This is a genomic window from Kitasatospora sp. NPDC017646, from assembly GCF_044329365.1.
Taxonomy (GTDB): Bacteria; Actinomycetota; Actinomycetes; order Streptomycetales; family Streptomycetaceae; genus Kitasatospora.
Genome location: NZ_JBIRJC010000014.1, coordinates 1 through 23,954, shown reverse-complemented (window position 1 = coordinate 23,954; position 23,954 = coordinate 1). Strand labels below are relative to the sequence as shown.

General features: G+C 73.7%; 22 protein-coding genes. 9 read left to right on the top strand and 13 right to left on the bottom strand.

Going from position 1 to position 23,954, the window contains the following annotated elements:
* The first annotated feature begins 110 nt into the window (after positions 1-110).
* The 3 genes from ACH4J0_RS22280 (at position 111) to ACH4J0_RS22270 (ending at position 4,088) form a co-directional block, all read left to right on the top strand.
* Entirely contained in the window at positions 111-2,516 is a 2,406-nt protein-coding gene (locus ACH4J0_RS22280) for a ribonucleoside-diphosphate reductase subunit alpha (protein WP_396242375.1), read from the top strand.
* Positions 2,516-3,532 carry a ribonucleotide-diphosphate reductase subunit beta gene (locus tag ACH4J0_RS22275; RefSeq protein WP_360421077.1) on the top strand — a complete coding sequence of 339 codons (1,017 nt, stop codon included), beginning with the start codon at positions 2,516-2,518 and terminating at the stop codon, positions 3,530-3,532. Before ACH4J0_RS22280 ends, ACH4J0_RS22275 begins: the two co-directional genes overlap by 1 nt.
* An 82-nt stretch (positions 3,533-3,614) precedes the next feature.
* A complete protein-coding gene (locus tag ACH4J0_RS22270; RefSeq protein ID WP_396242252.1) occupies positions 3,615-4,088 on the top strand; it encodes a hypothetical protein in 474 nt (157 codons plus the stop codon).
* 55 nt (positions 4,089-4,143) lie between these two features.
* Here the strand turns inward: ACH4J0_RS22270 and ACH4J0_RS22265 are convergent, their stop codons facing one another.
* Positions 4,144-4,476, bottom strand: coding sequence for a helix-turn-helix domain-containing protein (locus tag ACH4J0_RS22265; protein ID WP_396242251.1), 333 nt, complete (start codon positions 4,474-4,476; stop codon positions 4,144-4,146).
* A gap of 142 nt (positions 4,477-4,618) precedes the next feature.
* Between ACH4J0_RS22265 and ACH4J0_RS22260 the strand changes: the two genes are divergently transcribed.
* A complete protein-coding gene (locus ACH4J0_RS22260) occupies positions 4,619-4,990 on the top strand; it encodes a hypothetical protein (protein ID WP_396242250.1) in 372 nt (123 codons plus the stop codon).
* 450 nt (positions 4,991-5,440) lie between these two features.
* On the opposite strand, the gene ACH4J0_RS22255 is transcribed toward ACH4J0_RS22260, so the two are convergent.
* The 12 genes from ACH4J0_RS22255 to ACH4J0_RS22200 all read right to left on the bottom strand — a co-directional run bounded on the left by ACH4J0_RS22255 (position 5,441) and on the right by ACH4J0_RS22200 (position 19,061).
* On the bottom strand, positions 5,441-7,939 hold the full coding sequence (locus ACH4J0_RS22255) for an ABC transporter permease (RefSeq protein WP_396242249.1): 2,499 nt from the start codon (positions 7,937-7,939) through the stop codon (positions 5,441-5,443).
* A 33-nt stretch (positions 7,940-7,972) separates the two neighbouring features.
* On the bottom strand, positions 7,973-8,761 hold the full coding sequence (locus ACH4J0_RS22250) for an ABC transporter ATP-binding protein (RefSeq protein WP_396242248.1): 789 nt from the start codon (positions 8,759-8,761) through the stop codon (positions 7,973-7,975).
* Positions 8,762-8,881: 120 nt separating this feature from the next.
* Positions 8,882-10,123, bottom strand: a complete 1,242-nt coding sequence (locus ACH4J0_RS22245; protein WP_396242247.1) for a sensor histidine kinase — start codon at positions 10,121-10,123, stop codon at positions 8,882-8,884.
* A 2-nt stretch (positions 10,124-10,125) separates the two neighbouring features.
* Entirely contained in the window at positions 10,126-10,842 is a 717-nt protein-coding gene (gene cseB, locus ACH4J0_RS22240) for a two-component system response regulator CseB (protein WP_396242246.1), read from the bottom strand.
* Between the two features lie 178 nt (positions 10,843-11,020).
* Positions 11,021-11,659: a peptide deformylase gene (def, locus tag ACH4J0_RS22235; protein WP_396242245.1), complete on the bottom strand. Its 639-nt coding sequence runs from the start codon at positions 11,657-11,659 to the stop codon at positions 11,021-11,023.
* 42 nt (positions 11,660-11,701) lie between these two features.
* Complete coding sequence (locus ACH4J0_RS22230; RefSeq protein ID WP_396242244.1) at positions 11,702-12,688, bottom strand: tetratricopeptide repeat protein; 987 nt, start codon at positions 12,686-12,688, stop codon at positions 11,702-11,704.
* Positions 12,689-13,033: 345 nt separating this feature from the next.
* On the bottom strand, positions 13,034-14,368 hold the full coding sequence (locus tag ACH4J0_RS22225; protein ID WP_396242243.1) for an HD-GYP domain-containing protein: 1,335 nt from the start codon (positions 14,366-14,368) through the stop codon (positions 13,034-13,036).
* Between the two features lie 20 nt (positions 14,369-14,388).
* Positions 14,389-15,810, bottom strand: a complete 1,422-nt coding sequence (locus ACH4J0_RS22220; protein WP_396242242.1) for an HD-GYP domain-containing protein — start codon at positions 15,808-15,810, stop codon at positions 14,389-14,391.
* Positions 15,811-16,150: 340 nt separating this feature from the next.
* Positions 16,151-16,612, bottom strand: a complete 462-nt coding sequence (gene rsrA / locus ACH4J0_RS22215; protein WP_396242241.1) for a mycothiol system anti-sigma-R factor — start codon at positions 16,610-16,612, stop codon at positions 16,151-16,153.
* A complete protein-coding gene (locus ACH4J0_RS22210) occupies positions 16,609-17,514 on the bottom strand; it encodes a sigma-70 family RNA polymerase sigma factor (protein ID WP_396242240.1) in 906 nt (301 codons plus the stop codon). Before ACH4J0_RS22210 ends, rsrA begins: the two co-directional genes overlap by 4 nt.
* 119 nt (positions 17,515-17,633) lie before the next feature.
* Positions 17,634-18,287: an alpha/beta family hydrolase gene (locus tag ACH4J0_RS22205; RefSeq protein ID WP_396242239.1), complete on the bottom strand. Its 654-nt coding sequence runs from the start codon at positions 18,285-18,287 to the stop codon at positions 17,634-17,636.
* A 21-nt stretch (positions 18,288-18,308) separates the two neighbouring features.
* On the bottom strand, positions 18,309-19,061 hold the full coding sequence (locus tag ACH4J0_RS22200; RefSeq protein ID WP_396242238.1) for an SOS response-associated peptidase: 753 nt from the start codon (positions 19,059-19,061) through the stop codon (positions 18,309-18,311).
* A gap of 138 nt (positions 19,062-19,199) precedes the next feature.
* Here ACH4J0_RS22200 and ACH4J0_RS22195 point away from each other — a divergent pair, with 138 nt between their 5' ends.
* From ACH4J0_RS22195 to hisN, 5 genes are all read left to right on the top strand, one after another.
* Positions 19,200-19,922 (top strand): M50 family metallopeptidase, encoded by a 723-nt coding sequence (locus ACH4J0_RS22195; RefSeq protein WP_396242237.1) that lies wholly within the window; start codon positions 19,200-19,202, stop codon positions 19,920-19,922.
* A 57-nt stretch (positions 19,923-19,979) separates the two neighbouring features.
* The gene (aroA, locus tag ACH4J0_RS22190) at positions 19,980-21,335 is read left to right on the top strand and encodes a 3-phosphoshikimate 1-carboxyvinyltransferase (RefSeq protein ID WP_396242236.1); all 1,356 of its coding nucleotides are present in this window, start codon (positions 19,980-19,982) and stop codon (positions 21,333-21,335) included.
* Positions 21,336-21,350: 15 nt separating this feature from the next.
* Positions 21,351-22,406 (top strand): ribosome small subunit-dependent GTPase A, encoded by a 1,056-nt coding sequence (gene rsgA / locus ACH4J0_RS22185; protein ID WP_396242235.1) that lies wholly within the window; start codon positions 21,351-21,353, stop codon positions 22,404-22,406.
* Between the two features lie 119 nt (positions 22,407-22,525).
* Positions 22,526-22,849: a DMT family transporter gene (locus ACH4J0_RS22180; RefSeq protein WP_396242234.1), complete on the top strand. Its 324-nt coding sequence runs from the start codon at positions 22,526-22,528 to the stop codon at positions 22,847-22,849.
* Between the two features lie 147 nt (positions 22,850-22,996).
* Entirely contained in the window at positions 22,997-23,794 is a 798-nt protein-coding gene (gene hisN, locus ACH4J0_RS22175; RefSeq protein ID WP_396242233.1) for a histidinol-phosphatase, read from the top strand.
* Positions 23,795-23,954 lie beyond the last annotated feature (160 nt).

Genomic DNA, 23,954 nt, shown 5'->3' with positions numbered 1-23,954 from the left:
TTTCCTGCGTTCGCGCCGTGCTCCCCTGCCCAGATCGGTCCGGGTGACCCCGATCACGCCGCCGATCGCCGCCAGGAGAGAGCGCCTTGACCACCGCTGCCTCAGCCACCCTGCCCGCCCAGGGCACCGGCTCCGCCTTCACCGACCCGACGGTCTCCGACCCCGGGGGCGCGCTGCTGCGGCTGCTCACCGACCGCAGCGCCGACCTCACCGAGGTCGACCCCGGTCATGTCGCCGCCGCCGCGCTGCGCGGCCGCCACGCCGGCTCGGACTTCGCAGAGCTGCGCGGGCTGGCCGTGGACGCCGCCGCGTCGATGATCGCCGAGGACCCCCAGTACTCGAAGCTCGCGGCCCGCCTGCTCGCCCTGGAGATCGTCGACGAGGCGAACAGCCAGGGCTCGGTCTCCTTCTCCGCCTCGATCGCCGTCGGCCACGCCGAGGGCCTGATCGGCGACACCACCGCGGCCTTCGTCGCCAAGCACGCCGCCGCCCTCGACGCCCTGATCGACGCCCAGGGCGACGACCGCTTCGAGTACTTCGGCCTGCGCACCGTGCAGTCCCGCTACCTGCTGCGCCACCCGATCACCCGCAAGGTGATCGAGACCCCGCAGCACTTCCTGCTCCGCGTCGCCTGCGGCCTGGCGGTCGGCGACTCCGAGCAGTCGGTGCGCGAGGTGGCCGAGCTGTACGGCCTGATGAGCCGCCTGGAGTACCTGACCTCCTCCCCGACGCTCTTCAACTCCGGCACCCGGCACCCGCAGATGTCCAGCTGCTACCTGCTGGACTCACCGCTGGACAACCTGGACTCGATCTACAGCCGCTACGCGCAGATCGCCCGCCTCTCCAAGCACGCCGGCGGCATCGGCCTGTCCTACTCGCGCATCCGCTCGCGCGGCAGCCTGATCCGCGGCACCAACGGCAAGTCCAACGGCATCGTCCCGTTCCTGCGCACCCTCGACTCCTCGGTCGCCGCCGTCAACCAGGGCGGCCGCCGCAAGGGCGCGGCCTGCGTCTACCTGGAGACCTGGCACGCGGACATCGAGGAGTTCCTGGAGCTGCGCGACAACACCGGTGAGGAGGCGCGCCGCACCCACAACCTGAACCTGGCCCACTGGATCCCGGACGAGTTCATGCGCCGGGTCAACGCCAACGCCGACTGGTCGCTGTTCTCCCCGGCCGACGTGCCCGAGCTGGTCGACCTGTGGGGCGCCGACTTCGACGAGGCCTACCGCAAGGCCGAGCTGGCCGGCAAGGCCGTCCGCACCATCCCGGCACAGACCCTCTACGCCCGCATGATGCGCACCCTGGCGCAGACCGGCAACGGCTGGATGACCTTCAAGGACGCCTCCAACCGCGCCGCCAACCAGACCGCGCTGCCGGGCCGCACGGTGCACTCCTCCAACCTGTGCACCGAGATCCTGGAGGTCACGGACGACTCCGAGACCGCCGTCTGCAACCTCGGCTCGGTCAACCTCGGCGCCCACGTGGCTCTCGGTGCTCGCGCCGACGACCTGATCAACGCCATGGACTGGGAGCGCCTCGACGCCACCGTCCGTACGGCCGTGACCTTCCTCGACCGCGTGGTGGACATCAACTTCTACCCGACCACCGAGGCCGGCACGTCCAACTCCCGCTGGCGCCCGGTCGGCCTCGGCGTGATGGGCCTCCAGGACGTCTTCTTCAAGCTGCGGATCGACTTCGACTCGACCGAGGCCAAGCAGCTGTCGACGATGATCTCCGAGCGCATCATGCTCACCGCCTACGAGCGCTCCGCCGACCTGGCCGAGCAGCTGGGCCGCCACGAGGCCTACGGCGAGACCCGCGCCGCCCGCGGCGAGCTGCACATCGACCACTTCCCGACGGCCGCCCCCCAGTGGGCCGACCGCTGGACTGCCCTGCGCGCCCGCATCGCCGAGACCGGCCTGCGCAACTCGCTGCTGCTGGCCATCGCGCCGACCGCGACCATCGCGTCCATCGCCGGCGTGTACGAGTGCATCGAGCCGCAGGTGTCCAACCTGTTCAAGCGCGAGACCCTCTCCGGCGAGTTCCTCCAGGTCAACCCGTACCTGGTGCGCGAACTCAAGGAACTCGGTGTCTGGGACCAGCAGACCCGCGACTCGCTGCGCGACGCCAACGGCTCGGTGCAGGAGCTGAACTGGCTCCCGGCCGAGGTCCGGTCGCTCTACCGCACCGCCTGGGAGCTGCCCCAGCGCGCGCTGATCGACCTGGCCGCGGCCCGCATGCCGTACCTGGACCAGAGCCAGTCGCTGAACCTGTTCATGGCGGCGCCGACCATCGGCAAGCTCAGCTCGATGTACGCCTACGCGTGGAAGGTCGGTCTCAAGACCACCTACTACCTGCGTTCGCGCCCGGCGACCCGCATCGCCCAGGCCGCCTCCGGTGCCGCCCGCACCGCCGCGCCCGTGCCCGTGAACACCCCCGCCCTCACCCCGGAGCAGGAAGCCGCCATCGCCTGCTCCCTGGAGAACCCCGAGTCCTGCGAGGCCTGCCAGTAATGACTGCCGACGACCGCAAGATGCTGCTCGACCCCGGCTTCGAGCTGACTCTGCGCCCGATGCGCTACCCGTCGTTCTACGACCGGTACCGTGACGCGATCAAGAACACCTGGACCGTCGAGGAGGTGGACCTGCACTCCGACGTCGCCGACCTCGCCAAGCTGAGCGAGGGCGAGCGGCACATGATCGGCCGCCTGGTCGCCTTCTTCGCGACCGGTGACTCGATCGTCGCCAACAACGTCGTGCTGAGCCTCTACAAGCACATCAACTCCCCGGAGGCGCGGCTCTACCTGAGCCGTCAGCTGTTCGAGGAGGCCGTGCACGTCCAGTTCTACCTGACGCTGCTCGACACCTACCTCCCGGACCCGGAGGACCGCGCGGCCGCGTTCGCGGCGGTGGAGAACATCCCCTCCATCGCCCAGAAGGCCAAGTTCTGCTTCAAGTACATGAACGCGGTCGACCACATCGACTCGCTGCAGACCAAGGAGGACCGGCGGGCCTTCCTGCTGAACCTGATCTGCTTCGCGGCGTGTGTGGAAGGCCTGTTCTTCTACGGCGCGTTCGCGTACGTGTACTGGTTCCGGTCGCGCGGCCTGCTGCACGGCCTGGCCACCGGCACCAACTGGGTGTTCCGCGACGAGTCCATGCACATGGACTTCGCGTTCTCCGTGGTGGACACCGTCCGCGAGGAGGAGCCCGACCTCTTCGACGACGAGATGGCCAAGCAGGTCACGGAGATGCTGGAGGAGGCTGTCGAGGCTGAGCTCCAGTTCGCCCAGGACCTGTGCGGCGACGGCCTGCCCGGCATGAACACCGCGTCGATGCGGGAGTACCTCCAGGCCGTGGCCGACCAGCGCCTGGCGCGCCTGGGCCTGCCGATCCGGTACGGGTCGACCAACCCGTTCGGGTTCATGGAGCTCCAGAACGTCCAGGAGCTGACCAACTTCTTCGAGCGTCGCGTGTCGGCGTACCAGGTCGCGGTCGAGGGCTCGGTGTCCTTCGACGACGACTTCTAAGTCGATATCGTCCAGCGAACAGCGGAGCCGCCGGCATGGTGGCTCCGCTGTTCGCTACCCGGTGTTCAGGAGTGGCCCAGGTATGCCCAAGCTCCAACAGCGTGTGATCGACGGCCCGTTCGGGCCGATACGGATCAGTCACGACCGCTGGCCGTCCGTCGTGGCGCGGGTGCAGGGGTCGGGGATGCCCACCGTCACGGTGGTGCCCGACCGCGACCACGGCGCGATGAACATCAACGGCCACACCGTGCCGACGAGTCGGAAGTCCCGCACCCGCACCGCAGTTCTGGGCGACCGCACCTACGAGCTCCGGTCGCCCAGCCTGCGCAGGGCTGAGCTACGGCGCAACGGGGTGCTCATCGCCCACGCCCGGGGATCGTTCCGCTCGTATTTCCCCGGCCGCACCATCCCCGGCCTGGATGCCCGGATCACGTGGTCCCAGGGCATCGACCCCACCGATGTCGCGGTCGGACAAGCCATGGTCCTCGCCTTCGGAGCCGGCGCCCCGGGTGCGATCCTGCGGACCCTCTTCTTCTGGGTCGACAACTTCAGCTGAAGCAAGGGACAGCAGTGGTGCCCCGCCCGGCCACAGCCCGCGCGGGGCACCACTGTTACATCAGTCGGTCGAAAGCTTCCCGGTCTTGACCCCCGCGAGGAATCCGGACAGAGTACCGATCCCACCATCCACGCAGCCGGCCTTCTCGGGACAAAGCCTCCAGCCGGCCCCGCGTCCCTGGATCCTTCACCCCGTACAGATCGAGCAGCAGTCGGAGATCCACCAGTCGAATGCCGGACCGAGCCGCCTCGATCCGGTTGATCTTGCTCTCCGCGCAGTCGGGTTGCCTCGCCGACTGGGCGATCGTCAGATCTGCCCCTGCGCGCAGCTCCTTGAGCGTTCGGGCCAGCCGCCGCTGCCGAACCGTCGGGTTCTTGTTCACCGGCACCGTCGTGACCTCCCCACTTCTGTGAGTTGTCAGTCTGCCTCCCCTCAGCACCGACAAGAATCTGTGATCACTTCCAGGCAAGCTCGTCCCGTTCGTCGGCGGCACCTCCTGCAACAAGGTGGCCTGCTTCGGCGTCGGCCTGATGTCCATCCCGCTGCCGAACGGCACCCTGCTCCGGGGCAAGACCGGCCACGACGACGGCTACGCCAACGGCATGTTCGCCACCCGCGACCTGCCCCTGCACGCCGTGTACTCGATCTCCAGCCTCGGCCTCGACTTCGGCGCCCCGCCCCCTCTCCAACCGCCTGCTGATGGCGGTCCTGGCCCCCTCCGTCTCGCAGCACCGAGGCCCCCGCACCGTGCGCGGGAAGTCGACCCCGCCGACTTCCCGCGCAGCACGTCAGCCGTGGTCCTCTCACTCCGGCGCGCAGGAGCGGGCCCCGCTGAGCCGTGGTGCGCGGTCATGCCGGTGACGTCGAAGCGCTCCTCGCGCAGGGACCACTGTCCCGCTTGATGCCAGGGCCGGTGGTCTCGCCGGCCACCCCGGTCACTCCCGCTGGCAACGAGACTGATCGCCCAGGGTGTCGGGAGCCCGCCTCAGACGGCGAACCGGACGCCGGTCAGCCGCTCCGACAGCTCCCAGAGCCGCCGCCCGGTCTCCGCGTCGACGGTCGCCATCGCCCCGGCCCTGGACGCACCCCCGAGCCAGGGCCCGCCCGGCGCGCTCCGCCCGTCCGACTGAACTCCCGGGCCACACCGGCCTCACACGCATACGCACGACCGCCCCCCGGCTACCGTCCGGCGCACAGCCGAACGAAAGGGGCGGCGACCTGGGCGCCACCGCGCGCCAGTTGAACGGCGTCAAGCTGCCCGCCGACCCCGCTTCAGCTACGGCCCGGAGTGGCTGTTCGTCGCCCGCTGACCAGCCGCCTGCCCCACGCCGGGCGTGGGGCAGGCGGGTCGATCACGCCTCGGCGACGGCCTCCAGCGGACTCAGCGCGGCCGCCCTCCGGGCCGGGACCGCCGCCGCGACCGCGCCGATCGCCAGGGAGGCCAGGCAGACCAGGGCGAGCGTCCCCCACGGCAGTACCAGCGTGTACTGCTCCATCGCACCACCGGCCAACGCCCCGACCGCCCAGGCACCGAACAGGCCGCCCGCCAGGCCCAGCAGGGTGCCGAACCCGGCGACCGTCACCGCCTCCAGGCGGATCATCCGACGGACGGCGGCCCGCTCCATACCGAGGGCCCGCAGTGCGCCGATCTCCCGCGTCCGCTCGGTGACCGACATCGCCAGGGTGTTCACGATGCCGAGCGCGGAGATCACCACGCCGATCGCGAGCAGCCCGTACATCAGCGTCAGCAGGTCGGCCATCGTCCCGGCGGCCTCGCGCACCAGCTCTGCCCGGTCCCGCACCTCCAACAGCGGGTTGTCGCCCACCGCCGTCCGCAGCGCGTTCTCCGAGGCGCCGTCGCCGCGCACCAGGATCCGCTGGACGGAGCCGGGCTTGTAGCCGTTGCGCTGCACCTCCTCCCGGGCGCCGAGCACGTCGCGGGCGGTGGGGTTGTCCCGGTAGACGCCGACCACGGTGTACCGGCCGAGACCCTCGCCCCGGCCCATCCGGACGTTGACCTGCCCGCCGGCGCCCACCCCGGTCTCCTGCGCGACGGAGCGGGAGACGGCGATCCGGCCGGGCCCGAGGTCCTTGAGCGAGCCGCTCACGAGGTCGAGCTTCATGACCCGGTCGACCGAGGCCGGATCGACGCCGGAAACCTCCCGGACACGCCCGCCGATGACCGCCGTCGAATCCGCGACCGCGCTCGCCGTCCGCACCCCGGGAGCACCGGCCACCCGCTGGACGGCCGCCGGGTCGATGCCGGTCATGGTGCTGCCGGTGCTGATCACGTAGTCGGCGACCAGCCCGTCCGCCGCCTGCCGGTCCAGCGCCTGCCCGGTGGAGGTACCGACGGTGGCCAGCCCGCTGACCAGCGCCGTGCTGATCAGCAGCGTCGCGGCGGTCGCCGCCGTACGCCGGGGGTCGCGCAGCGCGTTGCGCCGGGCCAGGCGGCCGGTGATCCCGAAGCGACGGGTGAGGCGCGCGGTCAGCCGGATCACCGGCACGGCGAGCGCGGGCGCCAGCAGGATCAGGGCGACCACCAGCACCCCGCAGCCGAGCATCGCTGTGCGCAGGTTCCCCTCCGAGGCGTCCTTCGCCGAACCCGCGAGCGAGACCAGCAGCCCGACGCCGAGCACCAGCAGGAACGTCCCGGCGACGGCACGCGGCCGCGAGCGCCCAGCGGGCTGAGCCGCCGAACGCAGCGCCTCGACCGGCGCGATCCGCGCCGCCCGGCGGGACGGCAGCCAGGCGGCCGTCACCGTCACCCCCACCCCGACGAACAGCGCCGCCGCCACCGGCCGGGCCCCGATCACCAGCGGGCCCCGCGGCAGCCGGTCACCGTCGCCGCTCAGCAGGTCCGGCAGCACGGAGGCGATGCCGAGCCCGAGCACCAACCCCGCCACCGAGGCGACCAGTCCGACCAGCACCGCTTCTGCCAGCAGCGAGCGCACCACCTGGCGCCGGGTCGCGCCGACCGCCCGCAGCAGCGCGATCTCCCGGCTCCGCCTCGCCACCAGCATGGTGAAGGTGTTGACCACCAGGAACGAGCCGATGAACAGCGCCACCCCGGCGAAGACCATCGGCATCTTCTGGTAGCCGCGGGTCAACGTGCCGACGTACATCGCCTGTTGGGCGGCCTGCGCCTGCCCGGTGGCGACCTCCGCCCGGTCGGCCGGGAGCATCCCCTCGATCCGCCGCGCCAGCTCGTACTCGCTGGTCCCCGCCTTGGCGGAGACGTCAATGCCGGTGTAGTGCCCGGTAGTTGCGAACAGCTTCTGCGCCGTCGCCCGGTCGAGGAGGGTGAGCGTGCCGCCGGCGGTGACCCGGGTGTCCCGGGTGGTCACGATGCCGACCAGGCGTGCGGTGAGCGCCGGACCGTCGGTGGCCAGCGTGACCGTGTCGCCCAGGTGGAAGCGGCCCGCGGCCGCCGTGCCCCGGTCGACGGCGACCTCGCCCTCGGCGGCCGGGGCGCGCCCCTCGGCCACCGGGTACCGCCCCGGGTCGTAGCCGGCCGCGAGGTTCGTCCCCTGCCTGACCCGCAGCGGCGTGCCGTCGGCCGCGTCCAACACGGCGCTGCCGTCGACCGAGGGGCGCACCGCCGCGACGCCGGGCAGCTCCGCCAGCCGGTGCGCGAGCACATCGGTCAGCACCTCCGGATCCTTGGCGGCGGTGACGGTGACCGCGACGTCGGCGAAGTCCCGCGACGCCGAGGCCCGGTAGGCGGCGGCGGTCGAGTCCGCGAAGACGAGGGTGCCGGAGACGAACGCGACACCGAGGCAGACCGCGAGGACGGTCATGAGCAGACGCGCCTTGTGCGCCAGCACGTTGCGCAGGGCTGTGGTCAGCATGAGCAGCTTTCGGAAGTGGGGGAGGACACGGACTCAGCCGGCGAAGGCGGCGGTCTCGGGGTTCCCCCCGGAAAAGCGCCGCATGACGTCCAGCACCCGCTCCGGCGTCGGGTGCGCCATCTCGTCGACCAGCCGCCCGTCGGCCAGGAACACCACTCGGTCCGCGTACCCGGCGGCCACCGGGTCGTGCGTCACCATGACCACCGTCTGCCCCAACTCCCGCACGGAGTCCCGCAGGAAGCCGAGCACCCCGGCGCCGGCCCGGGAGTCGAGGTTGCCGGTCGGCTCGTCGGCGAACACGATCGCGGGCCGCGCGACCAGCGCCCGGGCGACCGCGACCCGCTGCTGCTGCCCGCCGGACAGCTCGGCCGGGCGGTGGCCGAGGCGCTGGGAGAGCCCGACCATCGACACCACCCGGTCCAGCCACTGCGGATCGGGCCTGCGCCCGGCCAGCGACAGCGGGAGCGTGATGTTCTCCAGGGCGGTCAGCGTCGGCAGCAGGTTGAACGCCTGGAAGACGAAGCCGACCCGGTCCCGCCGCAGCTGCGTGAGCTGCCGGTCGCCGAGGGCGCCGAGTTCGGTGGTGCCGATCCGTACGGACCCCGAGGTGGGGGTGTCCAGCCCGGCGGCGCAGTGCATCAGGGTGGACTTCCCGCAGCCGGACGGGCCCATGATCGCGGTGAACTCGCCCTCCCGGAAGGCGATGCTGACCCGGTCCAGCGCGGTGATCTGCGTGTCGCCGTTGCCGTAGACCTTCGTCAGGTCCGCGGTGGCGGCGGCGGTCCCGGGCGTCGTCAGCGGGGCGAGAGGGGTGGCGGTCACGTTGGGACTCCTGTCCGAAGTACGAATCACTGCACTTCGGATGGTGTCCGGGGCACGTATCAGCGCCCCGGCCCGCCGTGTATCGACGCGCGCTCCACTCGGGGGCGGTTCGGTATCGGCTCAGCCGCTGGACGGCAGCCGCAGCGTGGCCACCGCCCCGCCGTCCGCCGCGTTGGCGAAGCCCAACTCCGCGCCCAGCACCCGCGCCTGCCCCACCGCGATGGTCAGCCCCAGCCCGTGCCCGGCGCCCCGTTCGGCGGCGCCGGTCCGGAACCGGCGCGGGCCGTGCCGCAGCAGCTCCGCCGGGAAGCCGGGGCCGTGGTCGCGCACCACGACCGTACGGCCCTCGACTCCGACCAGCACCGGAGCGGCGCCGTGCCGGTGGGCGTTCACCACCAGGTTCCCGACGATCCGCTCCAGCCGCCGGGGATCCGTCTCCACCGACGCCGCCGCCCCCACCACGACCTCGGCCTCGAACCCGGTCCGCGCCACCGCCTCCCGGACCACCTCGTCCAGCGGCACCCGGGCCCGCACCGGCTGCTCCGCCCCGGCGTCCAGCCGCGAGATCTCCAGCAGGTCCTCGACCAGCCCGCGCAGGTCCCGCACCCGGGCCCGGATCCGGTCCTCCGTCTCCCCCTCCGGCAGCAGGTCGACGGCGGCCAGCAGCCCGCCCACCGGGGTGCGCAGCTCGTGCGCCACGTCCGCTGTGAACTGCCGTTCGGCGCGCAGTCGTCGGCCGAGGCTGTCGGCCATCGCATCCACCGTCGCCGCGATCTCCGCCACCTCGTCACGCCCCTCGGTCGGCCCCGTACGGGCGTCGAGGTCGCCTGCGGAGATCCGCCCGGCCGTCTCGGCGACCCGCCGCAGCCGGCGGGCGAGCAGCGAGGCCCCGTACCCGGCCAGCGGCACGGCCGCCGCGAGGGCGAGCAGCGAGGCTACCGCCATGGCCGCGTCCAGCCGGGGCAGGTCGGACAGCTCCGGGCCCAGGTTGGCCCGGACGGCCAGCACCGGACTCCCCGGCCCGCCGGTGCGCTGGGCGGCCCAGTAGCTCGGCCCGACGTTTCCCTCCACCCGCCCGTCGTAGGCGGTGTGACGGTCGCCGTCGGCCGGGTGCCGCAGTCCGGTGGGAAGGTCCGCCGGGTCCAGCTCGGCGCCGTCCGCCAGGGCGCCGGTGCGCCGGTAGACGTCCATCGCCGAGTACACCGCGTTGAAGGCCCGCGCCTCGGCCCGGCCCCGGATGTCCTGCGCGGTCCACAGGTGCACCAGGACGCCCACCGCCGCCGCGACCAGGCACGCGGTGGCGGCGGCCAGCGCGGCGATCTTCCAGCGCAGCGAGGCCCGGCGCCGCCAGAAGCCGCGCACGCTCAGCGCCTGAGCTTGTAGCCGAAACCGCGCACGGTCTCGATCCGGTCCCGCCCGACCTTGCGGCGCAACCGCTGCACGCACAGGTCGACGACCCGGCTGTCACCGTCCCAGCCGTACTCCCAGACGTTGCGCAGCAGGGTGTGCCGCTCCAGCACCACGCCCGGGTGGGCGGCGAACTCCAGCAGCAGCTTGAGTTCGGTCGGGGTCAGCGCCACCGGCTGCCCGCCGACGGACACCTCCATGCCCGCGGTGTCGACGGCCAGGTCCCCGAAGACCAGGACGTCCCCCTCCGGTGCCTCGGACGAGGGCGCCGGAGGGGGCGCGTACGTCGCCCGCCGCAGCAGCGAGCGGATCCGTGCCACCAGCACGTACGTGTCCACCGGTTTGACCACGTAGTCGTCCGCCCCGGCCTCCAGCCCGGCCACGACGTCGAGCCCGTCGCCTCGCGCGGACATCATCAGCACCGGCACCAGGCTGGTCTCCCTCACCCTGCGGCACAGGCCGATCCCGTCCAGGCCGGGCAGCATCACGTCCAGGATCAACAGGTCGAACGGCTCGTCGCGGAACAACTCCAGCCCGGTGAGGCCGTCCGGTGCGGCCCGCAGCTCGTAGCCGTAGCGCTCCAGCGCGACGGTGAAGGAGCGGCGCATCAGGTCGTCGTCCTCCACCAGCAGCACGCGGACGGGGCGCGGGGAGGCCGGGGCGGGCGAGGACACGGGCGGCGGGCTCCACTTCGGGCGGCGACGGACAAGGGAACGATACGGCAGGAACCGGACGCGGCGGCCGGGCTGAACACCTCGACGCACGGCCGAGCGCCGCCCGACACCAGGCCGACACAAAAGCTCGGGGCCGGCCCGGGAATCCCCGGACCGGCCCCCAAGCAGCCTTCGGGCCTTACTCGTTGGGCACGGTCGCGTACTTCGCGGTGCCCTCGGCCATCTGCTTCAGGGCGTCCTTGCGGTCCCGCTTCGACAGCTTGTCGATGTAGAGGGTGCCGTACAGGTGGTCGGTCTCGTGCTGGAGGCAGCGGGCGAAGAAGCCGGTGCCCTCGACGCGGATCGGGGTGCCGTCCTTGTCGACGCCGGTCACGGCCGCGTAGTCCGGGCGCGGCAGCTCGGCGTAGGCGGTCGGGACGGACAGGCAGCCCTCGTTGCCGTCGTCGAGCACCCGGCGGCGGTCGGCCGGGTACTCCTCCAGCTTCGGGTTGATCACGTGGCCGATGTGGCGCACGCCCTCGTCGTCCGGGCAGTCGTAGACGAAGACCTTGAGGTCGACGCCGATCTGGTTGGCGGCCAGGCCCACGCCCTCGGCGGCGTACATCGACTGGAACATGTCGTCGATCAGCGCGGACAGTTCGCCGTCGAACACGGTGACGTCCTTGACCTCGCGGTGCAGGACGGGGTTGCCGACCACGGTGATCGGGCGCGCGGTGCCCTTGCTGAGGTCGGGCTCCTCACCGATCACCTTCGCGGGGGCCTCGGACGCCGCCCCCTCCACCTCGTGCTCGTGCTCGTGGTCGTGCTGCTCCGCCATGTCTTCCGCTTCCATAGGTCTACGCGTACCGCACCAGGGTACTCAGCAGACTTCTTCGAGATCCCGGTAAGCCCGGGTTCCGGGGGAGGCCGCGACCCAGCGGTCCAGCAGCACCCGGACCAGGTGCGCCGGGGCCGCGATCCCGCACTCGCGCTCGACCAGCCAGGACATCCCGGCCGCGCCGCCCTGGCTGAGGTGGCTGAGGTGCCCGGGGTGGGCGGCGTCGCCGTCGTCGTGCGGGTCGTGGTGGGCGACGACGCCGTCGTCCGAGGCCATCCGGCTCTCCGAGCAGGCGCGGCACAGCAGCCGCACCGAGGACGTCCAGTCCTCGGCCGCGTACCCGGCCTCGGCGACCAGCCGCTCCAGGGCGTCCCGGTCGCCGGCCGTGGAGGCCTGCAACAGCACCACGTACGTCGGCACCGGGGACGGCGCCCACAGCTCGATCTCGTCGAAGACGGGGTAGGCGACGCCGTCGGTGACCCGCTCGCCGTGCGGGGCGCCGTCGTGCAGCACCACCTCGCCCCAGCGGCGGCCGGAGGAGGGCAGCGGGATGGACAGCACCTCGATCCGGGCCGGGTCGAGCCGGCGGCCCCACACCACCTCGGACTCGCCGTCCGGGGACAGCCGCACCGGGGTGGTGCCGAGGTCCAGGCTCACCGGACCGTCCCCGCCGGGGCCGCCGGGCAGCTTCAGCCCGTACGCCTGCCAGGCGCGGCGGGCCAGCGGCCAGTCCTGGAGGGCGGTGGCGGTGATGCCGAGGTTCCACCAGTCGGGGGCGCCGTGCTCGCGGTCCAGCAGGGCGACGGCACGCAGGCCGGCCGAGCGGGCCTGCTCCCAGTCGCGGCGGAACTTGTGCAGCAGGGCGAGGTTGAACCAGGAGTCGGACAGCCAGGGCTCCAGGTCGGCGGCCATCACCAGCAGGGCGCCGGCGTCCTCGTAGCGCCCGTCGCCGATCAGCGTGAAGGCCCGGTCGGTCGTCTGCCGCCAGGTGGCGGACGGCCGGTGCCGTGCCCGGTGGAAGATCCTCACGTTCGTCCCTGCCGTCGTCGTCCGCTCAAGTCCCGTACCGCCGGGCCCGTCCCGTCCTCGACGGGGGCCGGGTCCCGGTGTTCCGGGTCGGTGTTCCACGCTACGACCGCATCCAACCACGCCCGCCCCCACCCGCGCTCCCCACCGCCGAGGTTGGGGCCCGCCCCTCCCCAGCCTGCCCGCCGCGGCGCGCCTCCTCAACCCCGGGCCGGGTGCCGCTCGGCCGCGCCCCGCGCGTCAGCCCCCGCGGCGCACCACTCCGGCCCCCTGGCGCGCACCGCCTCAGCCCGGGCGCGCACCGCCCCGACCACGGCGCACCACCTCGGCTCCCGGCGCGCACCCGCTTCAGCCCCGGGCCTGTCCGCCCACCCGGGCGAGCGCGTCCACCACCCGGGCGTCGTACACCCTCCCGCGCCCCAGCCGCAGCACCTCCAGGGCCTCCAGACGCCCCACCGCCTCGCCGAGGCCCCGGCCGCGGGCGGCGGTCAGCAGGTCGTCGTGGGCGTTGGCGACCCGGATGATCCGGGCCGCGAGCGGCACCGACCCCTCGCCGCCGGCCGGTCCCGCACAGGGGTCGGCCAGCCGGGCGACCTGCTCGGCGACCTGCCGGGGCACCCCGGTACGGCTGATCACCTCACTGCCCAGGCGGGCGATGCGCTGCTGTTCGGCGAAGGACAGCAGCGCGGTGGCACCATCCGGCACCGGCTCGACCAGGGACAGCTGGCCGACGTCGTGCATCAGCGCCGCGTACTCCAGCAGGGCGAGCTCGCGGGTGCCCAGCCCCAGCTCGCGGCCGAGCGCGCACGCCGTGTCCGCGACCCGGCGCGCGTGCCCGTGCGGGGTGTAGCCGGCGACTTCGGTGGCCCGGGCCAGGCTGGCGATGGTCTGGCCGGTGGTGGCCCGCACCGCCGCGGCCCGCCGGAAGGAGACCTGGGCGAGCAGCAGCGGGGTGCAGAACAGCGGAAGCGCCCACAGCCCGACCTCGCCGGCCGCGAGACTGACCAGCATCCCGGTGGCGACGATCGCCGAGCCGATGCCGAACAGCGAGCGCAGCTCGTCCTCCAGCGCGGCCGGGAACCGCAGCCCCTTGGCGCAGGCGCGCAGCAGCGCGGCCAGGGTCGCGTCGCAGAGCGCGGCCAGCGCGGCGACGGTGGTCAGGAACGCCCCGTAGGCGGGACCCTCCGGCGAGAAGCGCTCGACCAGGCCGCCGTTGTAGAGCGGCTGGAAGACGGCGGCGGCGAAGCCGGCCGCGATCAGCCGCCGGGCGGCGCTGTCGCGCCGGGCGGGGTCGGCCCAGGGCGGGCGCCGGTGGGGTCGCCCGGGGCGGTGCGGCAGGGCCAGGCCGGGCAGCCAGCCCAGCAGCAGGCCGATCCCGGTGACGGCGACCACCTGGAGGGTGCCGTGCGCGGTCGGCACCCCGCGCAGCGGTCCGAGCAGGGCGTACGCCAGCGCGCCGGCCGCTCCGATGGGCGCCTGCTCGCGGTCACCCGGAAGGGTGATACGGACGCACTCGCCGAGCGCGATCAGAGCGGTGAACGCCAGCGCGACCCGCGGTTCGGCGACCCCGCGCACCGCGACCGCGCCGAGTGCGAGCACCAGCAGCGCGGCGGCCGCCGCGTGGATCGCGCGGGCGGTGCTCCCGCGCGCCGCACGGGCCCGGACGGTGCGACCGACGGCCACGGCCGCGCGCCCGGGGCCGGTCACGACTGCCCGGCCGCGGGGACGCTCCCGCCCCGGGCGGGCACCCGGCCGGGCGCGGCCCGCACCGGCTCGGGCACCCCGAGCGGGATGTCCGGCACGGCCCGTACGCAGTCCTCGGGGTGCACCACGGGCTGCCAGTCGTGCCCGGCCAGCGCGTCGATCAGCGCCCGCACCATCACCGGGTCGAACTGGCTGCCGGAGCAGCGCTCCAGCTCGGCCACCGCCTCGGTGACGGGGCGGCCGCGCCGGTAGGAGCGGGTGGAGGTCATCGAGTCGAAGGCGTCGGCGACGGAGATGATCCGGGCGAACTCGGGGATCTGCTCGCCGGCCAGCCCGCTGGGGTAGCCGCGTCCGTCCATCCGTTCGTGGTGGTGCAGGATCCCGGCGTGCGCCTCGCCGAGGAAGTCGATCCCGCGCACCAGCTCGTACCCGTACACCGGGTGGATCTCCACCGCCCGGCGTTCGTCCTCGCTGAGGGGACCGTTTCTGCGCAGCAGTTCGGTGGCCACCCCGAGTTTGCCGACGTCGTGCAGGATCCCGGCGAAGCGCAGGGTGCGCAGCCGCTCGGGCTCCATGCCGAGCTGAGTGGCGATCAGCACCGAGGCCCGGCCGACCCGTTCGCTGTGCCCGCGGGTGTACGCGTCCTTGATCTCCACCGCCTGCACCAGCGACTGCACGGTGGCCTGGTGGGCGTCCCGCTCGCGCTGGCCCTGGGCGAAGACCCAGGCCGAGATGGACAGCGGCAGCAGCGCCAGCAGCGCGGCGAACGCGCCGTACGGGCCCTGCCAGAGCACCGCGACCATCAGCCCGCCGGCCGCGTGCACCAGCACCGGCAGCCCGCACACCGCGCAGGCGCCGCGCAGCACCTCACCGGCCCGACGGCCCTCGTCGAGCACCACCATGACGCCCACCACCAGCCCGTTGACCAGGCAGAACGCGGCGACGGCGGCGAAGCCGGGCAGCAGTGCCGCCGGGAAGCGGGAGCCGAGCAGCAGCTGCGGGCCGCGCAGCAGGTGGAAGGCGACGGAGGAGGCGAAGGCGCACAGCGCGAGCTGGGAGCCGTTGAACAGCTGGCGCCCGCGGCAGCCGGGGCCGGTCGGACCGCCGAGCAGCGCGGCCGGGGCGGCAACCAGGGCGGCGGCGGCCGGCGGGAGCATCAGCACCCCGGCGAAGAGCACCGGGAAGAAGGCGTTCACCCCGGGGCGGGCGGGCGCCCGCTCGACGGGCGCGGGGCGGCCCAGCAGCCGGCGCAGCAGGAGCGAGCAGGGGGTCGGCAGGCCCTGGGCGAGCGACTCCCAGCAGCCGTGCAGGAAGCCCAGCAGCCCGGCCTTGGGCCAGTCCGTCGGGTGGCCGAGCCAGTGCGGCACCCCGGGTGTGGCGGCCTGGGGCAGCAGCGGCAGCAGGCAGCACAGCGCCGCCACCGGAACGGCCGTCAGGTAGCGGGCCGCGCCCCGCGGCAGGGTCGCGCCTCCACTGTCGGTAGCGATCTCGACCTCCCCGCGTCCGGGCCCCGTGTTGCCTCAGCACGCCGGGGCGACCGGCGGTGAGCGTCCGTCAGGAGGATAGGCCGCTGTCCGGGCGCGGGGACGCATGATCGCGCGATGACGCAGTTGGCGCACCGCCAACTCACTCGAACGAGTGATGGCGCATGCGAGCAGGACGGGAGCGGCCCCGGGAGCACGCGCTCCCGGGGCCGCCGAATTCCCTGCCCGAACCGTTTCGCCCGCGCTCACCGGCGGACCGGACGGGCCGCCCGCCGGACTACTCCGCCGGGGCTCCGGCCTCGACCGGCGCACCGGGGCGCGTGGCCGGCTCCTCGGACGCGCCGCCCTGCGCCTGGGGTGCGCCGCCGTCCTGCGCCCGGTCCTGACCCTGGTCCTGCCCCGGCCTGGGCGCCGGGCGGGCCGAATCGACGTGCAGCTCGACCGAGGTCTCGACGGCGACCACCACCTGCTCGCCCGAACGCTGCCCGGCCCGGATCGAGTCGATCCTCGCCAGGACCTTGCCGCGCAGGTCCGCCGGGGTGTCGTCGCAGCCGCAGGAACGCTTGATCAGCGCCTTGATCGCCTGCTCCAGCCCGTACTGCTTCAGGCACGGCGAGCACTCCTCGAAGTGCACGCGCAGCTTGGCGCAGTCCCCCTCGGCCATCTCGTTGTCGAGGAATTCATAGAGGTGGTCGAGGACCTCGCCACACTCGGTTTCGTGCGGATCGCCGCAGCTCATGAGCCCGAGCCCTTCGCTTCCTGCCCTGCCCCGCTGCCGGCCGGGACCAGCCCGCGCTCACGGGCGTAATCCTCCAGCATGCCGCGCAGCTGCCGGCGGCCGCGGTGCAGCCGGGACATCACCGTACCGATGGGAGTACCCATGATGTCCGCGATCTCCTTGTACGCAAAGCCTTCTACGTCCGCGAGATAGACGGCGATCCGGAACTCCTCCGGGATCGCCTGGAGCGCGTCCTTCACGTCGCTGTCGGGCAGGTGGTCGAGCGCCTGGGTCTCGGCCGAGCGCAGACCGGTCGACATGTGCGACTCGGCCCGGGCCAGCTGCCAGTCCTCGATCTCCTCCGCCGCGGTGCGCTGGGGCTCGCGCTGCTTCTTGCGGTACGAGTTGATGAACGTGTTGGTGAGGATGCGGTACAGCCAGGCCTTGAGGTTCGTCCCCTCACGGAACTGGTGGAAGGACGCGTACGCCTTGGCGAAAGCCTCCTGGAGCAGGTCCTCCGCGTCCGCGGGGTTGCGCGTCATGCGCAGCGCCGCGGAGTACATCGGATCGAGGTACCCCAGGGCGTCGCGCTCGAAGCGCTCCCGCCGGGCCTCCTCGGACTCCTCCGCCGACACCCGGAAGGTGTCCTCACCGATCGCCTCGGCCAGCTCCTCACCGGTGAGCGCCTCGCCCGCAGGCAGGGCCTCGTCCGGGCCACGGCCCGGATCGGCCTCGTGCTCGGTCCCGACGACCGGACCCACCTCCTCGGCATGACGGGCACGGCCCACGGCGGGCCGCCCAGAAATGGAGGATATCGGGCTGACGGGCTTCTCGCCCGCGTCGATCCAGTCCGACCAGGAAGGGGCGAACGCCACGGTGGCCTCGCGCTCCTCAGGCCGTTCGGGGCACGCGATCGAACCCATCTGCCCTGCCTCTCACCGGTGACTCGTGCTGACGGACACGACAACCAGCCCGGCCCCGCCCGCATTCCCGCCCCGGCCCCCCGTTCACTCGCACGAGTGAGCGGGCGGAAACGCCCTGCTCACGGCGCCGGAATTCGGACCAGACCCAGCACCCAGTCCCCCACCGCCGAGCAGATCAGCCCCAGCACCTCCTCCTGCCCCACCGGCGCCCGCTTGGGCACCTCGAACCCGTGGTTCCCGTACGGCAGTCCCACCAGCTCGTGCCCCCGCGGCAGCACCGGGAACTCCTCCGGCCCGCCGAACGGATCGGCCGCCCCCTGCACCACCAGCGTCGGCAGCCCCGTCTCCAGCAGCTCCTCCGCCCGGCTCCGCTCCGGCCTGCCCGGCGGGTGCAGCGGGAACGCCAGCGCCACCACCCCCACCGCGCCGCTCGCCGCCCCCGTCCGACAGGCCACCCGCGCCCCGGCGCTGCGCCCGCCGACCACCAGCGGCAGCCCCTTCCCGGCCAGCCGCTCCGCGACCGGCCGCCAGCCGAGGTCCAGGGTCCTCGGCGCCGGGCCCAGCTTCTTGCCCGCCACCCGCCAGGGCTGCTCGACCAGCGCCACGGTGATCCCGCGCGCGGGCAGCCGCTGCGCCAGCGCCACCAGGTCCCGCGCCCCGATCCCGCCGCCGGCGCCGTGCCCCAGCGCCAGCACCGCCTTCGCGGCGGCCGCCCGGTGGTACGTGATCCGGGCGTCCCCGGCCTCCGTGGCGACGAGTTCGGAGGTGGTCATCTCAGCGGCTCCCGACGACGTTCAGAACAGTGTGGTCTCGTACTCGGCCTCGGCCCACGGCTCCTTGAGCTCCGGGCCGTTGTTGCGGATGTTCCCGACCGCCGGCGACACCGGCGTGGCCAGCAGCGCTCCCGGCGGCGGGGGTATCAGCAGCCGGCGCAGCTCGTCCGGGTCGTCCCGCCCCGGATCCAGCCACTCGCCCCAGGAGTCCCGGTCCAGGAACAGCGGCATCCGCTCGTGGATCGGGGCCAGCGCCTCCTCGGCGTCCGTGGTGACGATCGTGAACGTCACCAGCCAGGCCTGCGGGTGCCCCGGCGGCACCGCCCGGTTGCGCCAGAACTCGTACAGCCCGGCCAGCGCCAGCGGGCCGCCGTCCGCCCGGGAGACGAAGAACGGCTTCTTGCGCGCCTTCCCCCGCTCGCCCGGCACCGTCTGCCACTCGTAGTAGCCGTCCACCGGCAGGATGCACCGACGCGAGGAGAAGGCCTGCCGGTAGGCGGGCTTCTCGTGCACCGTGTCCGCCCGCGCGTTGATCATCTTCACCGCCGTCTCGGCGGAGTTCGACCACTGCGGCACCAGCCCCCAGCGCAGCGCCCTCAGCTGCCGCACCGGCCGCGCCACCCCCTTCGACAGCCGCTCCAGCACCACGAAGGCGCTGTTGGTCGGCGCCACGTTCCAGTTCGGGTCCAGGGACTCCTCCGGGTCCCAGAACTCCACGTCGAACAGCTCGACGAGGTCCTCGGGCCTGCTGCTGGCTGCGAAGCGACCGCACATGCGGGCCAGCTTGCCATGCCGCCCGCCCTCACCACTTCCTCATCCACGGACCAGAACCGCCGGCTCCCGCCCGCCCGTCCCCGCATGGGAGGCTGCCCCGAACGGCCCAACGCAGCGAACGGAGGCGCAGACCCGCCGATGAACCCGAACAACCAGAACCTCGGCGAACTGTGGGACCGGGTCACCGGCACCCAGGCCGCCCCGCCCGGCTGGCTCGTCCTCGCCACCGGCTGCGCCGCGCTGCTCGCCGTCCTCGCCCGCCCGGTCTGGCACTTCGCCCGCAACGCCGTCACCATCGCCCACGAAGGCGGCCACGGCCTCGCCGCACTGGCCACCGGCCGCAAGCTCGCCGGCATCCGGCTGCACTCCGACACCTCCGGCCTCACCCTCTCCTACGGCCGCCCCACCGGTCCCGGCATGGTCCTCACGGCCGCCGCCGGCTACACCGCCCCCGCGCTGCTCGGCCTCGGCTGCGCCGCGCTGCTCGCCGCCGACCGGATCACCCTGCTGCTGTGGCTGGCCGTGGCCCTGCTCCTGGCCCTGCTCATCCGCATCCGCAACGCCTACGGCCTGTTCACCGTCCTGGTCGCCGGCGGCGCCTTCTTCCTGGTGTCCTGGTTCGGCAGCGCCCAGGTCCAGGCCGGCTTCGCCTACCTCGGCTGCTGGTTCCTGCTGTTCGGGGCGGTGCGCCCGGTCCTGGAACTCCAGCACCAGCGCCGCACCGGCTGGGCCCGCGACTCCGACGCCGACCAGCTCGCCCGGCTCACCCACGTCCCCGCCCTGGCCTGGGTCACCGTCTTCCTGCTGATCGCCCTCGCCTGCCTCGCCCTGGGCGCCAGCTGGCTGCTCCAGCCGCTCTGACTCTCACCATGCGGCCGTCGCAGGGTCCGTTCCGGTACGGCCCCTAGACTGGCCCCCATGACCGAGACCCCGTGGCCCGCCCCCGTCGCCATCGCCCCCGTCGACGCCACCGTCACCATCCCCGGCTCCAAGTCGGTCACCAACCGGGCCCTGGTGCTGGCGGCACTCGCCGACGGGCCCGGCTGGGTGCGCCGGCCGCTGCGCAGCCGCGACTCCCAGCTGATGGCCGACGGCCTGCGCGCCCTCGGGGTCACCATCGAGGAGAAGGTCAACAACGACTCCGGCGGCACCGGCGGCGGCGAGGCCTGGCGGGTCATCCCGGCCCCCGTGCTGCGCGGTCCCGCCAACGTCGACGTCGGCAACGCCGGCACCGTGATGCGCTTCCTGCCCCCGCTCGCCGCCCTCGCCGACGGCCCGGTCCACTTCGACGGCGACCCGCGCAGCCACGAGCGCCCCCAGCACGGCGTGATCAACGCCCTGCGCGCGCTCGGCGCCCGGATCGAGGACGGCGGCCGCGGCAGCTTCCCGCTCACCGTCCACGGCACCGGCGGCCTCGACGGCGGCCCGGTCGAGCTGGACGCCTCCTCCTCGTCCCAGTTCGTCTCCGCCCTGCTGCTCTCCGGCGCCCGCTACAACCACGGCGTCGAGGTCCGGCACGTCGGCGGCCCCGTCCCGTCGCTGCCGCACATCCGGATGACCGTCGAGATGCTGCGCCTGGCCGGCGCCCAGGTCGACGCCCCCGAGGACGGCGGTGAGAAGGACGTCTGGCGGGTCACCCCCGGCGCGCTGCTCGGCCGCGACATGGTCGTCGAGCCCGACCTGTCCAACGCCGCCCCGTTCTTCGCCGCCGCCCTGGTCACCGGCGGCCGGGTGACCGTGCGCGACTGGCCCAAGCACACCACCCAGCCCGGCGACCAGCTGCGCGACCTCTACACCCGGATGGGCGGCGTCTGCGACTTCACCGACGAGGGCCTGCAGTTCACCGGCACCGGCCGGATCCACGGCATCGAGGCCGACCTGCACGACGTCGGCGAGCTCACCCCGGTGATCGCCGCCGTCGCCGCCCTCGCCGACTCCGAGTCCCATCTGTACGGCATCGCCCACCTGCGCCTGCACGAGACCGACCGGCTAGCCGCCCTCGCCAAGGAGATCAACGACCTCGGCGGCGACGTCAGCGAGACCGAGGACGGCCTGCGGATCCGCCCGCGCCCCCTGCGCGGCGGCGTCTTCCACACCTACGAGGACCACCGCCTGGCCACCGCCGCCGCGGTGCTCGGCCTCGCCGTGCCCGGCGTCGGGGTGGAGAACGTGGCCACCACCGCCAAGACCCTGCCCGACTTCCCGAAGATGTGGGCGGACCTGCTCGGCGAAGGCGACGGCGAAGGCGCCGGCGGAGCGGCGACGGACGCCTGAGCGGAGACTGGAGCCATGCGCCGCTACGGCAAGGACGCCGACGAGGACGACATCCGCAACCGCCCCGCCCGCCGGGGCTCCCGGCCGCGGACCCGGATCCGGCCCAAGCACGAGGACGCCGCCGGGGCGATGGTGCTGACCGTCGACCGCGGCCGGATCACCTGCCTGGTCGACCCGGGGACCAGGCAGGAGCGCCAGGTCGTCGCCATGAAGGCCCGAGAGCTGGGCCGCAAGGGCGTCGTCGTCGGCGACGTCGTCAACCTGGTCGGTGACCTCTCCGGGGGCACCGACACCCTCGCCCGGATCGTCCGGGTCGAGGAGCGCAGCTCGGTGCTGCGGCGCACCGCGGACGACGACGACCCCTACGAGCGCATCGTCGTCGCCAACGCCGAACAGCTGGCCATCGTCACCGCGCTGGCCGACCCGGAGCCCCGCCCCCGGCTGATCGACCGCTGCCTGGTCGCCGCCTACGACGCGGGGATGGAACCGCTGCTGGTGCTCACCAAGTCCGACCTCGCCCCGGCCGGACCGCTGCTGGAGTCGTACGCCCCGCTCGGCATCGACTACGTCGTCACCCGCCGGGACGAACTGGAGACCACCGGCGCCGAAGCCGTCCGCGAGCACCTGCGCGGGCTCTCCACGGTGTTCATCGGCCACTCCGGCGTCGGCAAGACCACCCTGGTCAACGCCCTCGTCCCGGACCGCCGGCGGCAGACCGGCCACGTCAACGCCGTCACCGGCCGCGGCCGGCACACCACCGTCTCCGCCCTCGCCCTGCGGCTGCCCCCGCCGCCCGGCGCCAAGCCCGGCTCCCGGAAGGCCCTGGACACCGGCTGGGTGATCGACACGCCCGGCTTCCGCTCCTTCGGCCTCTCCCACATCGACCCGTCCCGGGTCATCCACGCCTTCCCCGACCTGGAACCGGGCACCGTCGACTGCCCGCGCGCGTGCAGCCACGACGAGCCGGACTGCGCCCTGGACGCCTGGGTCGCCGACGGCCACGCCGAGGCCGCCCGGCTGTACTCGCTGCGCCGCCTGCTGTCCAGCAAGGAGGCCCGCGAGGGCGACTGACGGCTCCGCCGTCCCTTGGGTCCATGGCCCGTTCGAGGTGTCGGACGGGTTCTCCCTGGTGATCATAGGAAGGTCGGGCCGGGCGCGGCCCGACCGTCGATCGACAGGGAGGGCACGCGATGGCATGGGCCCTGGTGGTCCTGGCCGGCCTGCTGGAGACCGGCTTCGCGATCAACCTCAAGCTCAGCGAGGGCTTCACCAAGCTCTGGCCCACCATCAGTTTCTGCGTGTTCGCGCTCGGCAGCTTCGGGCTGCTCACCCTCTCGCTGAAGAGCCTGCCGGTCGGCCCCGCCTACGCGGTGTGGACCGGCATCGGCGCGGCCGGCACCGCCGTCTACGGCATGGTGTTCCTGGGCGAGACCAGCTCGGTGCTCAAACTGGTCTCCATCTCCCTGGTGATCACCGGCGTGATCGGCCTCCAGCTCAGCGGCACGGCCCACTGAGCCGCGACTCGCCCACACTCGCCTCCGGGGCGCTCGGACCCGGTGCCGACGGTCGGCGCTCCGGCGCCCGTGCCTCGCTCGTCGCTCCCCCCTTTCGGCACCGGCGCGCCCCTTCGGCTCGGGGCGGCCTGAGCTAGGGTTTCCGACATGGCCGACTACCACGACGATCTCCGACTCGCCCACGTCCTCGCCGACTCGGCCGACTCGGTCACCCTGGAGCGTTTCCGCGCCCTCGACCTGAAGGTCGAGACCAAGCCGGACCTGACCCCGGTCAGCGACGCCGACAAGGCCGCCGAGGAACTCGTGCGCAGCGTGCTCCAGCGCGCCCGCCCGCGCGACGCCGTCCTGGGCGAGGAGTTCGGCCTCCAGGGCTCGGGCCCGCGCCGCTGGGTGATCGACCCGATCGACGGCACCAAGAACTACATCCGCGGCGTCCCGGTCTGGGCCACCCTGATCGCCCTGCTGGAGGACGGCCCGGACGGCGTCGAGCGCCCGGTGGTCGGCATCGTCTCCGCCCCGGCGCTGCAGCGCCGCTGGTGGGCGGCCAAGGACCTGGGCGCCTACGCGGGCCGCAGCCTCGCCAAGGCCTCCCGGATCCACGTCTCCGGCGTCTCCCGGATCGAGGACGCCTCCTTCTCGTACTCCTCCCTCACCGGCTGGGAGGACCGCGGCCGTCTCGACCCGTTCCTGGACCTGACCCGCGCCTGCTGGCGCACCCGCGCCTACGGCGACTTCTGGTCCTACATGATGGTCGCCGAGGGCGCGGTGGACGTCGCGGCCGAGCCGGAGCTGTCGCTGTGGGACATGGCCGCGCCCTGCATCGTGGTGGAGGAGGCCGGCGGCCGCTTCACCGGTCTGGACGGCATCCCCGGCCCCGGCGGCGCGGACGCGGTGGCCAGCAACGGCCTGCTGCACGAGGAGACCCTGCGGCGTCTGTCCGTCTGACTTTCCCGGCCGGATGGTCGCGGGGCCCCCCCCCCGGGGGGGGGGGGGGGGGGGCCCCCCCCCCCCCCCGCCCCCCCCCCGGGGGGGGGCCGCCCCGCCCCCCCCCCCCCCGGGCGGCCCCCCGCGCCCCGCGGGCGCCCGCACCCCCCGGGGCGGCGCA

Excerpts from the sequence above, each read along its gene's own strand:
- ACH4J0_RS22270 (WP_396242252.1), top strand. The coding sequence starts at position 3,615 with ATGCCCAAGCTCCAACAGCGTGTGATCGACGGCCCGTTCGGGCCGATA.
- ACH4J0_RS22180 (WP_396242234.1), top strand. The coding sequence starts at position 22,526 with ATGGCATGGGCCCTGGTGGTCCTGGCCGGCCTGCTGGAGACCGGCTTC.
- ACH4J0_RS22260 (WP_396242250.1), top strand. The coding sequence starts at position 4,619 with ATGTCCATCCCGCTGCCGAACGGCACCCTGCTCCGGGGCAAGACCGGC.
- ACH4J0_RS22205 (WP_396242239.1), bottom strand. The coding sequence starts at position 18,287 with ATGACCACCTCCGAACTCGTCGCCACGGAGGCCGGGGACGCCCGGATC.
- rsrA (WP_396242241.1), bottom strand. The coding sequence starts at position 16,612 with ATGAGCTGCGGCGATCCGCACGAAACCGAGTGTGGCGAGGTCCTCGAC.
- hisN (WP_396242233.1), top strand. The coding sequence starts at position 22,997 with ATGGCCGACTACCACGACGATCTCCGACTCGCCCACGTCCTCGCCGAC.
- rsgA (WP_396242235.1), top strand. The coding sequence starts at position 21,351 with ATGCGCCGCTACGGCAAGGACGCCGACGAGGACGACATCCGCAACCGC.
- aroA (WP_396242236.1), top strand. The coding sequence starts at position 19,980 with ATGACCGAGACCCCGTGGCCCGCCCCCGTCGCCATCGCCCCCGTCGAC.
- ACH4J0_RS22200 (WP_396242238.1), bottom strand. The coding sequence starts at position 19,061 with ATGTGCGGTCGCTTCGCAGCCAGCAGCAGGCCCGAGGACCTCGTCGAG.
- ACH4J0_RS22195 (WP_396242237.1), top strand. The coding sequence starts at position 19,200 with ATGAACCCGAACAACCAGAACCTCGGCGAACTGTGGGACCGGGTCACC.
- ACH4J0_RS22210 (WP_396242240.1), bottom strand. The coding sequence starts at position 17,514 with ATGGGTTCGATCGCGTGCCCCGAACGGCCTGAGGAGCGCGAGGCCACC.
- ACH4J0_RS22255 (WP_396242249.1), bottom strand. The coding sequence starts at position 7,939 with ATGCTGACCACAGCCCTGCGCAACGTGCTGGCGCACAAGGCGCGTCTG.
- ACH4J0_RS22275 (WP_360421077.1), top strand. The coding sequence starts at position 2,516 with ATGACTGCCGACGACCGCAAGATGCTGCTCGACCCCGGCTTCGAGCTG.
- def (WP_396242245.1), bottom strand. The coding sequence starts at position 11,659 with ATGGCGGAGCAGCACGACCACGAGCACGAGCACGAGGTGGAGGGGGCG.